General features: G+C 61.5%; 14 protein-coding genes. 7 read left to right on the forward strand and 7 right to left on the reverse strand.

Annotation, left to right across the window (positions count from 1 at the left end; all coding sequences use genetic code 11):
• Nucleotides 1-99: 99 nt before the first annotated feature.
• Complete coding sequence (gene lysM / locus AO356_RS10105; protein WP_060739658.1) at nt 100-540, reverse strand: peptidoglycan-binding protein LysM; 441 nt, start codon at nt 538-540, stop codon at nt 100-102.
• A gap of 133 nt (nt 541-673) precedes the next feature.
• Here lysM and AO356_RS10110 point away from each other — a divergent pair, with 133 nt between their 5' ends.
• From AO356_RS10110 to AO356_RS10125, 4 genes are all read left to right on the forward strand, one after another.
• Entirely contained in the window at nt 674-1,561 is an 888-nt protein-coding gene (locus AO356_RS10110) for a LysR family transcriptional regulator (RefSeq protein ID WP_060739659.1), read from the forward strand.
• A 93-nt stretch (nt 1,562-1,654) separates the two neighbouring features.
• Nucleotides 1,655-2,494: a formate dehydrogenase accessory sulfurtransferase FdhD gene (gene fdhD / locus AO356_RS10115; protein WP_060739660.1), complete on the forward strand. Its 840-nt coding sequence runs from the start codon at nt 1,655-1,657 to the stop codon at nt 2,492-2,494.
• Complete coding sequence (locus AO356_RS10120; protein WP_060739661.1) at nt 2,491-4,839, forward strand: FdhF/YdeP family oxidoreductase; 2,349 nt, start codon at nt 2,491-2,493, stop codon at nt 4,837-4,839. Before fdhD ends, AO356_RS10120 begins: the two co-directional genes overlap by 4 nt.
• Nucleotides 4,840-5,170: 331 nt before the next feature.
• Nucleotides 5,171-5,650 carry a glycine zipper domain-containing protein gene (locus AO356_RS10125; protein ID WP_060739662.1) on the forward strand — a complete coding sequence of 160 codons (480 nt, stop codon included), beginning with the start codon at nt 5,171-5,173 and terminating at the stop codon, nt 5,648-5,650.
• Between the two features lie 78 nt (nt 5,651-5,728).
• Here AO356_RS10125 and AO356_RS10130 read toward each other — a convergent pair whose 3' ends face one another.
• The 3 genes from AO356_RS10130 to AO356_RS10140 form a co-directional block, all read right to left on the reverse strand.
• Complete coding sequence (locus tag AO356_RS10130) at nt 5,729-6,148, reverse strand: acyl-CoA thioesterase (protein ID WP_060739663.1); 420 nt, start codon at nt 6,146-6,148, stop codon at nt 5,729-5,731.
• 46 nt (nt 6,149-6,194) lie between these two features.
• Complete coding sequence (locus AO356_RS10135; protein ID WP_060739664.1) at nt 6,195-7,421, reverse strand: 3-hydroxyacyl-CoA dehydrogenase; 1,227 nt, start codon at nt 7,419-7,421, stop codon at nt 6,195-6,197.
• 107 nt (nt 7,422-7,528) lie between these two features.
• Nucleotides 7,529-9,457 (reverse strand): RecQ family ATP-dependent DNA helicase, encoded by a 1,929-nt coding sequence (locus AO356_RS10140; protein WP_060739665.1) that lies wholly within the window; start codon nt 9,455-9,457, stop codon nt 7,529-7,531.
• Between the two features lie 257 nt (nt 9,458-9,714).
• Here AO356_RS10140 and AO356_RS10145 point away from each other — a divergent pair, with 257 nt between their 5' ends.
• The 3 genes from AO356_RS10145 to AO356_RS10150 all read left to right on the forward strand — a co-directional run bounded on the left by AO356_RS10145 (nt 9,715) and on the right by AO356_RS10150 (nt 11,477).
• Nucleotides 9,715-10,779 (forward strand): S8 family peptidase, encoded by a 1,065-nt coding sequence (locus AO356_RS10145; RefSeq protein WP_060739666.1) that lies wholly within the window; start codon nt 9,715-9,717, stop codon nt 10,777-10,779.
• 121 nt (nt 10,780-10,900) lie between these two features.
• Entirely contained in the window at nt 10,901-11,032 is a 132-nt protein-coding gene (locus AO356_RS33200) for a hypothetical protein (RefSeq protein ID WP_257720543.1), read from the forward strand.
• A gap of 91 nt (nt 11,033-11,123) precedes the next feature.
• Nucleotides 11,124-11,477: a DUF1493 family protein gene (locus AO356_RS10150; RefSeq protein ID WP_060739667.1), complete on the forward strand. Its 354-nt coding sequence runs from the start codon at nt 11,124-11,126 to the stop codon at nt 11,475-11,477.
• Between the two features lie 77 nt (nt 11,478-11,554).
• On the opposite strand, the gene AO356_RS10155 is transcribed toward AO356_RS10150, so the two are convergent.
• The 3 genes from AO356_RS10155 to AO356_RS10165 all read right to left on the reverse strand — a co-directional run bounded on the left by AO356_RS10155 (nt 11,555) and on the right by AO356_RS10165 (nt 14,821).
• On the reverse strand, nt 11,555-13,099 hold the full coding sequence (locus tag AO356_RS10155; RefSeq protein WP_060739668.1) for a phosphoenolpyruvate carboxykinase: 1,545 nt from the start codon (nt 13,097-13,099) through the stop codon (nt 11,555-11,557).
• 178 nt (nt 13,100-13,277) lie between these two features.
• Nucleotides 13,278-14,180 (reverse strand): Hsp33 family molecular chaperone HslO, encoded by a 903-nt coding sequence (gene hslO, locus AO356_RS10160; RefSeq protein ID WP_060739669.1) that lies wholly within the window; start codon nt 14,178-14,180, stop codon nt 13,278-13,280.
• 236 nt (nt 14,181-14,416) lie between these two features.
• Nucleotides 14,417-14,821 (reverse strand): RNA-binding S4 domain-containing protein, encoded by a 405-nt coding sequence (locus AO356_RS10165; protein ID WP_060739670.1) that lies wholly within the window; start codon nt 14,819-14,821, stop codon nt 14,417-14,419.
• Nucleotides 14,822-15,092 lie beyond the last annotated feature (271 nt).

Consider the following 15,092-nt stretch of genomic DNA (forward strand, 5'->3'; position numbering starts at 1 on the left):
TCATCGCGAGCAAGCTCGCTCCCACATTGGTTTCGCGGCGAACCAGGAAACCCTGTGGGAGCGAGCTTGCTCGCGATGAAGACAACACAGGCCTGCAAGTTACTCGGGAATACGCAGCACCTGCCCCGGGTAGATCTTGTCCGGGTGCGACAGCATCGGCTTGTTGGCCTCGAAGATCTTGTTGTACTTGTTCGCGTCGCCGTATTCGGCCTTGGAGATGGCGCTGAGGGTGTCGCCCTTCTTCACCGTCACGAAACGCGCCGCCTTGGCCACCGGGCCCGTCACGGTGATCTGGTCGTCGACACTGCCGACGCCGGCGATGTTGCCCACCGCCAACAGGATCTTTTCCTTCTCTTCCTGGCTCCCGACTTCACCGGTCACGATGACTTTGTCGCCCTCGACGGTCGCCTGCACGTTCGGATTGCCCAGGCCGACCTTTTCAATGTGCTCTTTCAGTTGTTCGCTGGCATTGGCATTGCCGGGGGTCAGCAGGTCGATCAGCTTTTCACCGGCTTCCTTCACAAAGCTAAAGATACTCATGGCACACGCTCCTTGATTTAAATGTCCAGACGCAAAGACTAGACCAGGCGAGACGAACCCGGTTCCCAGCCGACCAATGACCCCGCCACGCGCAAGCGCTAGAATCCGGATCTTCCCGCGCCCTGGAGCGAAGATGGACATCAAGCAGCTGAAATTTCTCATCGCGCTGGACGAAACCCGTCACTTCGGCCAGGCCGCCGCACGCTGCCATATCACCCAGCCGACCCTGTCGATGCGCCTGCGCAGCCTTGAAGAAGAACTCGACCTGCCGCTGGTCAACCGCGGCCAGCGCTTTGAAGGTTTCACCGCGCCAGGAGAACGGGTGCTGGCCTGGGCGCGCACGGTGCTGGCGGCCTATGACGGGCTGCAGGCCGAAGCGGCGGCTTGTCGGGGCAACCTGGTGGGTACGCTGCGCCTGGGCGTGGTGCCGTTGTCGGACTTCGACCCGCTGGCGATGATGCAGCGCTTGCACACCGAGCACCCCAGCCTGCGTTTCGAATTGTCGTCCCTGAGCTCCGAACGCATCCTCGAACAGTTGGCGAACAACCGCATCGACCTGGGCGTTTCCTACCTGGAACGCCTGGACAACGAACGTTTCGAGGCCCTGCCCTTCAGCCCCACCCGCATGGGCTTGCTTTACGACCAGCGTTATTTCTTTTTCGGTGAACAACCGCTGAGTTGGGAAGCCTTGATCGAACTGCCCCTGGGCATGCTCACCAGCGGCATGCATTTTCGTCAGTCCATCGACCACAACTTTCACAGCCGGGGCCTGACCCCACAACCGCTGTTGCAAACCGACGCGGTGCACCAATTGTTACAAGCTGTGCACGGCGGGCTGTGTTGCGCGGTGATGCCCCTGGACAGCGGCCTGGACGTCCTGACCGAGGACTTGCGCATCCAACCCATTGAAAACGCCCAGACGCTAGTCCCGCTGGGCCTGATCATGCGGCGCGGTGCCCCCCGCTCGGCGTTGGCAGAGGCCTGTTTTGCCCTCTACCAGAAATCAGCGACGACTTCTTGATCGACGTCATCTATTGGAAGATCAGTAATAGCGATTAGACGTGGCAGATTGCCGCATTTAGTCTTAACACTATTCCTACTTTCAGTGATGCCCATGAACGACAAGCCTCCGGTCAGTCCAGCGCCAGCGGTGGAAACATCCACGCCGGTCGCCAGCCAGAGCTATCGCTACTGCAATCTGGACCACTCTCAATCGGACAGCACCGCGCTGGCCGAGGAAGTGGCGCTGGCGATTGCCTATAACGGCATCAGCCAGGCAGTCATGCTGGTCACCCCCACCGACCTGGAAGACTTCATCGTCGGTTTCAGCCTCGGCAGCGGCATCATCGAAGATTCATCGGACATCTATGACCTGCAACTGAGCGGCACGGGTGCCGCGCACTATGCCCAGGTGACCATCGCCAACCGCGCCTTCTGGAACCTCAAGCAGCAACGCCGGCAGCTGGCGGGCACCAGTGGCTGCGGATTGTGCGGCGTGGAAGCGGTGGAACAGGCCTTGCCAAACCTCAAGGTGCTGCCCGGCGCCCCCCTGCCCGCGGCGCAATGGCTCGATGGCCTGCGTGACCGTATCAGCCAGTTCCAGCCCCTGGGCCAACATTGCGGCGCGGTCCATGCGGCGTTGTTCATGAACGCCCGGGGTGAATTGCTGCTGGGCCGCGAAGACATTGGCCGGCACAACGCCCTCGACAAGCTGATCGGCGCATTGATCCGGCAACAGATTCCGGTGGCCGGTGGCATGGCGATCGTCACCAGCCGTTGCAGCCTCGAACTGATCCAGAAAGTACTGCGCGCCGGCATCCAGACCCTGGTCAGCCTGTCGTCGCCCACGGGCCTCGCCGTGCAGTGGGCCCGCCAACACAATCTCAACCTCATCCACCTGCCGCAAAAAAGTGCGCCGCGGGTCTACAGCCCTGCGATGGAGAAACAAGCGTGAGCAATCATCAACAAGCCGACCAGAAACCCGTACCGCGCTACAAGCCCTACAAGGGCCCGGCCGGTGGTTGGGGTGCGCTGATCAGTGTCGCTCAGGCCTGGTTGACCAGCGACAACGCGCTGAAAAATATCCGCATGATGCTCAAGACCAACCAGAATGGCGGTTTTGACTGCCCTGGCTGCGCCTGGGGCGACTCTCCCGAAAGCGGTATGGTCAAGTTCTGCGAGAACGGCGCCAAGGCCGTGAACTGGGAAGCCACCAAGCGCCGCGTCGACGGTGCATTTTTCGCCAAGCACAGCGTGACCTCGCTGCTGGAGCAGAGCGACTACTGGCTCGAGTACCAGGGTCGCCTGACCGAGCCAATGCGCTACGACGCCGAAACCGACCGCTACAAGCCCATCAGTTGGGAAGCGGCGTTCGCCCTGATCGGCAAGCACCTGCAAGGGCTATCCAGCCCCAACCAGGCCGAGTTCTATACGTCGGGCCGGGCCAGCAACGAAGCGGCCTACCTGTATCAACTGTTCGTGCGCGCCTACGGCACCAACAACTTCCCCGACTGCTCGAACATGTGCCACGAAGCCAGCGGCGTAGCGCTGGCCCAGAGCGTGGGCGTGGGCAAGGGCACGGTGACGTTCAATGACTTCGAGCACGCCGACGCGATTTTCGTCTGGGGCCAGAACCCTGGCACCAATCACCCACGGATGCTCGAACCACTGCGCGAGGCGGTGAAACGTGGTGCCCAGGTGGTGTGCATCAACCCGCTCAAGGAGCGGGGCCTGGAGCGCTTCCAGCACCCGCAGAGCCCGATCGAAATGCTCACCAACGGCAACAAGCCGACCAACACCGCGTATTTCCGCCCGGCCCTGGGTGGCGACATGGCGATCTTGCGCGGCATGGCCAAGTTCCTGCTGCAATGGGAGCGTGAGGCGCAGAACAGTGGCGCGGCGGCGGTGTTCGACCATGCGTTCCTCAATGAACACAGCACCAACGTGCTGGATTACCTGGCGGCGGTCGACGATACGCCGTGGGAACAGATCGTCGAGCAGTCGGGCTTGACCCTGGTCGAAATCGAGCAGGCGGCGCGCATGTACGCCACCAGCGAGAACGTGGTCATGTGCTGGGCGATGGGCATCACCCAGCACCGTCACTCGGTGGCGACCATCCAGGAAATCGCCAACGTGATGATGTTGCGCGGCAACATTGGCCGGCCAGGCGCAGGCTTGTGCCCGGTCCGCGGCCACAGCAACGTGCAGGGCGACCGGACCATGGGCATCAACGAGCGTCCGCCGGTGGCATTCCTCGACGCCCTGGAGCGGCGCTTCCAGTTCAAGGTACCGCGGGAAAACGGCCACAACGTGGTCGAGGCGATCCACGCCATGGCCGACGGCCAGGCGAAGGTGTTCATCGCCCTGGGCGGCAACTTCGCCCAAGCCACGCCGGACAGCCATCGGACCTTCCAGGCCCTGGCCAATTGCGAGCTGACGGTGCAGATCAGCACCAAGCTCAACCGCAGCCACCTGGCTCACGGCAAGGACGCGTTGATCCTGCCGTGCCTGGGCCGCACCGACATCGATTTGCAGACCGAAGGCGCGCAAGCGGTGACCGTGGAAGACTCCTTCAGCATGGTGCATGCCTCATTCGGCCAGTTGCAGCCGCTGTCGAACCAGATGCGCTCCGAACCGTGGATCATCGCCGGCATTGCCGCCGCCACGCTGGGTAGCCGTCCGGTGGACTGGAATTGGCTGGTGGCCGACTACAGCCGCATCCGCGACCTGATCGCCGATACCATACCCGGCTTCAAGGACTTCAACGAAAAGCTGAAAAACCCTGGTGGATTCTATCTGGGCAACAGCGCTGGTGCGCGTCGCTGGAACACCCCGTCGGGCCGCGCCAACTTCAAGCCCAACCGGTTGCCGAGCGACCTGGTGCATGAACGTACCCGCGCCACCGGCCAGTTGCCCGACCTGATCATGCAGTCCATGCGCTCCCACGATCAGTACAACACCACCATCTATGGCCTCGATGACCGCTATCGCGGCGTCAAGGGCCAGCGTGACGTGCTGTTCGCCAACGAAGCGGACATCATTCGCCTGGGCTTCAAGCCAGGGCAGAAAGCCGACATCGTCTCGCTCTGGGATGACGGTCGCGAACGTCGGGTCAAGGGTTTTACCCTGCTGGCGTTCGACATTCCGGCCGGGCAGGCTGCGGCCTACTACCCTGAAGTGAACCCGCTGGTGCCGCTGGAAAGCACGGGCGACGGCAGCCACACGCCGACGTCGAAATTCGTCGCGATCCGCCTGGAAGCGGCGAGCGAGAATGGACTGATCCTGGCCAAGTCGGCCTGACACAGTTCATTGGCGAGGCGATTGGATTGTGTGGGAGCAAGGCTTGCCCGCGATGCGGTCTTACAGGAATAGGGACGCTGTGTCGCGAGCAAGCTTTGCTCCCACACAGCTCGCTCCCATGATCGTACTTTTCGAGCGCCCACAAAAAAGGCCGTTTTCCCTAGAAAACGGCCTGTCCGAAGTAGCTAAAGACCGGCCAATTCGCGTTAAGTTCCGACCGTAAAACAATAACTTAGAGAATTGTGCACAAGTCGTGTTACTCGTCGGATTTCGATTGTAAGCAAGCGAAGCGAGCCTCAGGATCGCGCCGTCATCCCTTTGAGGCTCCTCTATGAAGTTCTCCTCCATTCTCTTGTTGTCCCTTAGCCTGGCCAGTGGCATCGCTAGCGCCGGTGGTACTGCCGAAGCAGGTGTGGGCGGCGCATTGGGCGGGGTTTTGGGTTCGGTCGTCGGCCAGTCCCTGGGCGGCAACACCGGTTCCACTATCGGCGCGGCGCTGGGCGGTGCGGGCGGCAGTGCGGTCGGCGCAGATAAACACAGCCGTGGCGAAGCGGCGATCGGCGGCGCGCTGGGCGCGGCCGGCGGTAACGTGGTCGGCCGTAGCGTCGGTGGCAGCACCGGCAGCCTGATCGGTGCGGCGGCGGGCGGTGGCGCGGGTGGCGCCCTGGGTAACTACATGGGCAAGGACGATGACGATGACCGTCGTTATGACGATCGCCGTGGTGATCGCCGCTACTACCGTGACGGCCATCCAGGTCGCGGCCATGCCTACGGGCACCGCAAAAAACATCATCGTCACTACCGCGACTAACGGCTGATCGATACCAGCCGTTGAAGATCGCAGCCTCCGACAGCGCCCAGCGCTGACAGGAGGCTGCGATTTTTTGTTTCAGACCACCAACCGCTCCAACGCCCCACGTAGACGATCCGCAATTGCCACCGGCCGATTCGACGCCCGATCCACGAATACGTGAACAAAACGCCCCGCCGCACAAGCCTCCTCCTCGCCCGCCTTGAACACCGCCAGCTCATACTGCACCGAACTGCTGCCCAACTTGCCAACCCGCAGGCCGATTTCAATCCGGTCTGGAAAGGCGATCGAGGCGAAGTAGTCGCAGGCCGAACTCACCACGAACCCCACCACGTCTCCGTCATGGATATCCAGGCCGCCGACTTCGATCAGGTAGGTATTCACAGCGGTATCGAAAAAGCTGTAGTAGGTGACGTTGTTGACGTGACCGTACGCATCGTTGTCGTGCCAGCGCGTGGTGATGGGCTGCAAGTGTGGGTATTCGTTGCGTTGGGGCATCAGCTGTCCTTTACGGTTGTTCAATGGTCTTGACGTGGCACGGGGCTCAGGCCTGCGCGAATCCCTTGCCCTGCGCCGCCAGCTCGCCAATCACACGCGCGGGCTTCCACTGGTCGCCCTGCTTCGTTTCGAGTTCCAGCAGGCGTGCGTGGATGGCTTCCAGCCCTTGCTCGTCAGCCCAGGCCATCGGCCCGCCCTTGTCCGCAGGGAAGCCGTAGCCGTTGAGGTAGACCAGGTCGATAGCGTGGGCCGACTCGGCAATGCCTTCCTGCAGGATCTTCGCCCCCTCGTTGACCAGCGCCAGCAGGCAACGCTCGAGGATTTCCTCCGGGCCGATCTCGCGACGCTGGAACCCCAGCGCCTCACTGACTTGCAACACCAACGCATCGACCTCGACATCATGCTCGGCCTGTCGACTGCCCGGCTCGTAGTGATAATACCCATTGCCGCTTTTCTGGCCGAACCGCCCCAGCTCGCACAGACGATTGTCCACCTGCACCTCGGGAGCATCCTGGCCCTTGCCCGCCAACTCACGGGCGCGCCACTCCAGGTCGATGCCAACGACGTCGTACATGCGAAACGGTCCCATGGCGAAACCGAAGCCTTGCAACGCCGCATCCACCTGATGGGGGAACGCCCCCTCCAGCAACATCTTGCGCGCTTCCAGCACATACGGATGAAGCATCCGGTTGCCGATGAAGCCATGGCAGTTGCCCGATATCACGCTGACCTTGCCCATGCGCTGGCCCAGCACCAGGGCCGCATCCAGCACCGCTTTGGAGGTTTGTGCGCCGCGAACGATCTCCAGCAGCTTCATGATGTGTGCCGGACTGAAGAAATGCAGGCCCAGGACCTGGGCTGGCCTGCGGGTGACGGCGGCGATGGCATCGATGTCCAGCGCCGACGTGTTGCTCGCCAGGATGGCCTCGGGTTTGAGCAGGCCGTCCAGCTCGCGAAAGATGCTCTGTTTGAGCTCCAGGTTTTCGTAGACCGCTTCGATCACCAGGTCCACCTCACGGATCGCCGCGTAATCATCCGCCCGTGTCACCCGGGCGATCCGTGCATCTGCCTCATCCTGGTCGATACGGCCCTGGCGCACACCATGGGCATAGGTCTCGGCCACGGCAACCAGTGCCTGCTCGAGCATCTGCGGATTGTTGTCGACCCACTGCACCGCCACGCCGGCGTTGGCCAGGCACATCACGATGCCCCGCCCCATGGTGCCGGCACCGACTACCGCGGCGCGCTGAATATCGAAAGGTGTCTGGCTCATGTTGGCTCTCTTGTTGGCGATCCGAAGACAGCCCTCACCTTAGTCAGCCGCCGAGTGTTTTTGAAATTTATTCGTGTGATGAAGGGCATTCAGCGGATGGATACAGCTCACAGGTGCGCTTGAGTCCACTGGCGAACTTCCGCGTATGGATACGCTTCCAGCGCGGCATACCCAGGGATCTTCCGCGCCTTCAATCGGGTGAACAGCGGCACGCTGATCCCGCACAGGAAGCGGGTGAGGCGCTCGGCAGACGGCACGCTGCCGCTGTGCTGCTCATGCTTGTGGATAAAATCGCCACACAGCGCCTCGAAGCTTTTATCCACAAGCGCCGGCAGCGCAGGCGGCTCCGGCAGGCGAGCGATCTGCCCATGGCACACCGAACAGTGGCCACACGGGTGGGGTGCACTGTCGTCGCCGAAATACTGCGCCAAGCGATGACCCAGGCAACGGTCGGTGGCGAACAATTCGAGCATGGCGTGGATCCGCGCGATTTCACCGTGTTCGTGCCGGGTGAAATAGGCATGCAGCTCGGCACTCAAGACCTGCACATCCAGGCCCGCTTCCAGCACGCTGTACACCTCGGTCATCTGCTTGCTTTCCAACTCGATCCAGCCCTTTTCCTGGAAATAATCCAGCGCCTTGACCACACGATTACGTTCAGCGTGGTACTGCTGGTACATCCCGTCGAAATCCACCGTGGCCCAGGTCCGGGCGCGACTGGAAGTCTGGATGATGGCCGCGACGAAGTCCCTTCGCTCACCTTCGAAGCGCTCCAGCAGCTCCTGGGGCTCGGTCAGGAACTTGAAGCGATACTCCGCGAAATAGGCATAGCGCGGCGCGATCAGCCGGCGCAGCTCCAACTGGACCAACAACGTCTTGAGCGGCAGTTGCCGGATATTGCTCTGGTCCGCCAGCGGGCCCAGCAAGAACTCCCATTGCCCATCGGGGGCCGCGGCCTTCAGTTCGTCGAGTACGCAACGAATGCCTGCGAGCTCCGGCGTATCGCCGTACACAAAGTTCTCCAGCACGTTGAGGCTGTCGCGGTTGGCCAGCACCAGGCAATCCGATGGCTGCCCGTCGCGCCCGGCCCGGCCGATTTCCTGGCTATAGTTTTCGATGGACTTGGGCAGGTCGAAATGCACGACGTTGCGAATATCGCTCTTGTCGATGCCCATGCCGAAAGCGATGGTGGCGACGATGCAATTGGATTGCCCGCCCATGAATCGCCGCTGGATGGCTTCGCGCTGCTCATGGGGCAAACCGGCGTGATAGGCCTCGGCCTCGATACCGTGCTGGCTCAGGTGCTCGGCGATCTGCTCGGCGGTTCGCTGCAAGGTGACATAGACGATGCTCGGCTGCCCGACGCGCGCGCCCAACCACTGCACCAGCCGTGCGCGCTTGGCGACACCCGGTACGGGCTCGACCAACAGATTGAGGTTAGGTCGGTAGAAACCGGTCGTCACCACATCGGCGGCGGCAATGGCGAATTTCGCCTGCATGTCGGCGATGACCTTGGGTGTGGCGGTGGCCGTCAGCAGCAATACCTGGGGAATATTGAACTGGTGCTGGTAATCGGGAAGCTTGAGGTAGTCAGGTCGGAAGTTATGCCCCCACTCCGAAATACAGTGGGCCTCGTCCACCACCAGCAACGAAATCGGCACCTGCTGCAGGAAATTGCGAAAGCGCTCGTTCTTCAGGCGCTCCACGGAAATCATCAGGATCTTCAACTCGCCCGAACGGGCCCGCGCCATAGCATCGTTGGCTTCGTCACGGCTCTGGGCCGAATCGATACTGGCCGCCGCGATGCCGTGGCGCTTGAGGAACACCAACTGGTCCTGCATCAACGCCAGCAGTGGCGAAACCACCAGGGTCAGGTGCGGCAAGAGCAGGGCCGGCAATTGATAACACAGGGACTTGCCCGAGCCGGTGGGGAAGATGGCCGCCGCCGACCGACCGGCCAGCACGGCGCCGATGGCCGCCTCCTGACCGGGACGAAACTGTGGATAACCGAAAACCTGTTCCAGGGTGCTGTGCATGCGCGGTCGCTCCTTTGACTGCTGCGAGACCCAAAGACTAGCGGGACAACGCAGCGCGTCGAGAAAAGGTCGGGGGTAAAAACGATACTGGATGATACAGCGTCGAGCGCCTTTGCCTTGCCACGAGCAGATACAAATCCGGGCAATTTGATGTCTCGTCCCGACTTCGCCACCACGGTAAGGTGCGCCGAAAACTCATGCTGTACGTCAAGGCCAGGAAGCCTGACGCTCGATTTCAATTCTTCAAGGAACGAACCATGCCACACCCATTTTCCGCTCTACGCGCGCTGACGATCACATCGGCCTCATTACTCGCCGGTTGCTTGACCATCCCCGATCCACCCGGCGTGGATCCCACCCAGTTCGAAACCCCGGAGTATCACGCTCAACAAGGCTTGGCCGTCGTCAAGGCATCAGCGCTCTACGCTCGTGGCGGGACTGGCCAGGATGTTGTCGTGGCGTTGATCGACTCGGGGCTCAACGCCAGCCTCGAGGAGTTCGAGGGCAGACTGGGTGATCCTGGATTCGACCATGTCGAAGGCCGTCCCGGCACCGTTGACCGCATCGGTCATGGCACGCAGATGGCCGGTATTCTCGCCGCCAACAAGGACGACCGGGGCATGCACGGCATCGCGTTCAATGCGCGGTTGATCCCCTTTCGCTTTGGCGACGACAACGAGCCGTTTTTCTTCGACAGCGAAATCGCCCGGTCCTGGCAAAGTGGTTTTGACAAGGGTGCCCGGCTGTTCAACAACTCGTGGGCCAACGCCATTCCCGCCACCGAGATCAATGAGGCGCGCTACAACCAGGTGATGCCCGACTCCCTGGCCGTCGCTCGAAAACTGGTCGCGGACGGCGCCGTGTTGGTCTTCCCCACCGGTAACGAACTCAAGCGCGAGCCCCTGGCCGAGCCAGGGCTGCCGGTCGCATTGCCAGAACTGGAAAAAGGCTGGATCGCAGTGGTGGCGTTGAAGAACGACGGCAGCGCCATCAATGGCAAATCCAACTATTGCGGCGTCGCAGCCGCCTGGTGCATCGCCGTTCCCGGCGGCGACGCCGGTGCACAGGCCGGCCTGCTCACCGTTGGCAAGGACGGCCGCTACGTGCAGACCGCTGGCACATCTCCCGCCGCCGCGTTGGTCAGTGGCGCACTGGCGGCGCTACAAAGCCTTCACCCGCAACTCAGCCCGCAGCAGATACGCGAACATCTGCTGGCGACAGCCAACCGCACAGGTATCTACGCCAACAGCGAAGCCTATGGCAGAGGATTGATGGACCTTGAGGCCGCCGTACTACGCATGCCTGAACAGATGGCTGACTGAACCCAAACCCCTATCGCTCGCGAGCCTGGCAGCAATCGACTCGCGATACCCATGAACACTTTGCGCCTGGCCCACCAACGGCAGGACGCCCGCGGTTCGCAGCTTGAAAAAGGAAGTAACCATGTCGCACAAACTGAACCTACCTACCGTCCTGATGCTGTCCCTACTACTGGGCGGATGCATGAAATTCCCCGACGACCCGCCAATCCTCGCGACGGTCAAAACCGCAATCGCGACGCCTGCGATTTCTTGATTGCAGCGTTCTTCTTTTTCCAACGGGCAACGATTTCCCCCTAAACTTTCCACCGGTACAGACGCACCTCTTTTATTCTGGACATTTCATCATGCACCTTGCGCCAGACTTCCCCGATGACCATGCCATGCGCCAACTCATGGAGCTGCTCCACGAAGAAATCGGCCTGCCTGAACGCAAGACGATTCGCCTGGGCACTGCGATCAATCTCGACTTGGGTTGCGATGGCGCGGACGCCCGGCACCTGATGGAGGCACTGGAGGAGCGGTTCGCCATCGAGCTCATCGACTACGACGCCTACCGCTATTTCCAGCCTGAAGGGTTCGATGTATTTCAAAAGCGCAGGGCCAAGGGCCGGGGGAACAAGCTGCCACTGACCATCGGCATGCTTTACAAGGCGATCAAGGCACAGCGATGGGATACGCGGGAAGTGGAAGAGGCCTAGCTGATCGGCGCGCCTCAAATAGCCGTCCACAAAAAACCGCCCATGATGGGCGGTTTTTTTCATTCACCAACCAAGCCTTACAGCTGCGGCCCAGCAGCCTTGATCGCGTCGCTCACGTCGAACTTCTTGAAGTTCTCGGTGAACAGACCGGCCAATGCCTTGGCTGCTTCGTCGTAGGCGGCTTTGTCGGCCCAGGTGTTGCGTGGGTTCAACAGGCCAGTCTCGACGCCTGGAACAGCCAGCGGCACGTCCAGGTTGATGATGTCCAGGTGTTCGGTTTCAGCACCGATCAGCGCGCCGCTCTGGATCGCCGCGATCACCGCGCGGGTGGTCGGGATGTTGAAGCGCTTGCCGACGCCATAGCCGCCACCGGTCCAGCCGGTGTTGACCAGGTAGACCTTGGAGCCGAAACCACGAATGCGCTTGATCAGCAGCTCAGCGTACTCACCGGCCGGACGCGGGAAGAACGGGGCGCCGAAGCAGGTGGAGAAGGTCGACTTGATGCCGCTGCCCGAACCCATTTCGGTCGAGCCCACCAGTGCGGTGTAGCCGGACAGGAAGTGGTAGGCGGCTTGTTCTTCGCTGAGGATCGACACCGGCGGCAGTACGCCGGTCAGGTCGCAGGTCAGGAAGATCACGGCGTTTGGCTCGCCACCGAGGTTTTTCGGTGCGCGTTTTTCGATCAGCTCACGGGGGTACGCAGCGCGGCTGTTCTGGGTCAGGCTGTCGTCGGCGTAGTCGGCTTTCTTGGTGACCGGGTCCAGGACGACGTTTTCCAGTACGGCGCCGTGCTGGATGGCTTTCCAGATCACCGGCTCGTTCTTCTCGGACAGGTCGATGCACTTGGCGTAGCAGCCGCCTTCGATGTTGAAGACCACGCCCACGCCCCAGCCGTGTTCGTCGTCACCGATCAGGTAACGGCTTTCATCGGCGGACAGGGTGGTCTTGCCGGTGCCCGACAGGCCGAAGAACAGGGTCACATCGCCCTCTTCGCCCATGTTCGCGGCGCAGTGCATCGGCAGCACGTCAACGGCTGGCAGCAGGAAGTTCTGCACGGAGAACAGGGCTTTCTTCATTTCACCGGCGTAGCGCATGCCGGCGATCAGCACTTTCTTGGCCGCGAAATTGATGATCACGGTGCCGTCGGAGTTGGTGCCGTCGCGCTCAGGCTCGCAGACGAAGTTCGGCGCGTTGAGGATCTGCCACTCGTCCTTGCCGCCAGCGTTGTACTGCTCGGGGTTGATGAACAGGCAACGGCCGAACAGGTTGTGCCACGCCGTCTCGGTGGTCATCTTGACCGGCAGGTAGTGCGCAGGATCGGAACCTACATGCACATGGGAGACAAAACGCTCGCGCTCGCCCAGGTAGGCTTCGACGCGGTTCCACAGGGCATCGAACTTGTCGGCCGGGAACTTGCGGTTGATCGGGCCCCAGGCGATGGCGTCCTGGGTGGTTGGCTCTTCCACGATGAAACGGTCGACTGGCGAGCGACCGGTACGATGACCGGTACGAACAACCAGCGCGCCAGTATCGGCAAGCTCGCCTTCACCGCGATTCAGGGCTTCTTTGACCAGATCATCGACACTCAGATCGGTGTACACGGCGTTATTGGCTTGCGTCATGAGATTCCCCGTCGGCCCGTGGCCGAGTGCTCCAAACGTTTTGTAGTAGGAAGTCGCGCACTACTACCCGAAAAAAGTGGGCCGGATTATGCCAGAAAAGCCCAAAAAAAGTAGGGCCCTCCCGTCAGTACGGCGTAAATCCGGCGTTTGCCAGGAGATTTACCTGCGCTGAACCGTTTTAGTGTCGAGTATCTGACGGTGTGTCGACACCCGCACCGGCGAACAATTGAGCGATGTCCGCCGCGTCGAACAGGTAGCGCTCGTTGCAGAACTGGCAGTCGATCTCGATGGCACCGCCATGCTCGATCACCAGTTGCTGCGCATCTTCCAGACCCAGACTGACCAGCGCATTGCCGGAACGTTCACGAGAGCAGCTGCATTGGAAGCGCAACGGCTGGCCGTCGAACAAGCGTACCTGCTCCTCGTGATAGAGGCGATGCAGCACGGTTTCGTTGTCCAGGCTCAGCAGTTCATCGGCGCTCAGGGTGCTGGCCAGAGCGGTGATGTGCTGCCAACTGGCGTCGCGTTCCTCGGTGTCGCGAAGGCGATCGGCGGGCAGTTGTTGCAGCAGCAGACCCCGCGCGCGCCGCCCGTCGGCGTAGAGCCAGAAACGGGTATTGGTCTGCTGGGACATGACGAAGTAGTTGGTGAAGCACTCGGCCAGGGTCGCGCCGTCGAGATCGACGATGCCCTGGTAGCGCTTGCCGTGGGTAGGGTCCACCGTCAGGGCCAGCACGCCGTCGGGCATCATGTCGGCCAGGGTCGCGTCGGGCGCGATCTGCTCGGCGTGATAACGGGCCAGGCCACGGATCTCGCGCTCGCTGGAGCACTCGATCATCAGCAGCGGGACCGGACCTTCGGAACGCGCCTGGAGAATCAGCAAGCCATCGAACTTCAAGGTGCCCACCAGCAACGCCGCAGCCGCCATCAGCTCGCCGAGCAGTTGTGCGACCGGCTCCGGATAGGGGTGCTTGGCGAGGACTTCGGCGTAGCTACGCTCCAACGCCACCAGCTCGCCACGGGCGTCGCTGTCATCGAAGATGAAACGTTGGGTGTAGTCGGTATCCGGTAAATCAGTCATAGGATCTGGTATCTGAGGTGATGACAAATGATGGCGGGCATTTTATGGGCATTCAGGGTGGGTTCCAAGCAAGGCTTGGGTTTGCCTGACGGGAAGAGACCGATGCCTCAATCCGAATGGTCATTGTGGCGAGGGAGCTTGCTCCCGCTCGGTTGCGCAGCGACCGTCAGATTTTGGGGCCGCTACGCAGCCCAGCGGGAGCAAGCTCCCTCGCCACGGGCCTTGCGCCAGCCTTTTTATTCGTTATTGCTGCCGTGAAACTTGAACAGGTCCCGGCGCTGCTTCTTGCTCGGCTTGCCATCGGTACTGACCCCCAATGCGCCGGCCTTGCGTTGCGCGGCGGCGGCTTCGCGCTTGGCGATGCTGGCTTCGGTTTCGCGATACAACGCCTGCGCTTCAGGTGCGCCGCGACGCACGATCGACAGGGCCTCGACCACCACGGTCTTTTCATCGAACCCGGTGCGGATGACAAACTCATCGCCGATGCGGGGCTCCTTGCCCGGCTTGCAGCGCTCTCCCCGGTGATGGACCTTGCCGCTTTCGATGGCGGTCTTGGCCAGGGCCCGCGTCTTGTAGAAGCGCGCCGCCCACAACCATTTATCGAGACGGACCTTGTCGTCTTCTTCCTTTTTTTGTGCCACTGCAATTCCTCTTTCTGCCATTAGCCGGAACTGTACTACCGTTTTTGTCGAGCGCACGAATCAGGCCCGACGGATAGAATGCCCGCCAAACCGACGCCATACCCATCGCTTCGGCCGGAATCGGTTACAAGCACACACAAGTGCGTAGATAACTGTCGCCATTTTGTGATTATTCTGCGTGAATACCGCGATTCGCGGAGTCCACGATCCGATGCACTGATCGCAGGTTTTTTTATTGAAGACTTTTGACCATTTGACCGTTGTCGGCCTG

The sequence above is a fragment of the Pseudomonas fluorescens genome (assembly GCF_001307275.1).
GTDB lineage: Bacteria > Pseudomonadota > Gammaproteobacteria > Pseudomonadales > Pseudomonadaceae > Aquipseudomonas > Aquipseudomonas fluorescens_AA.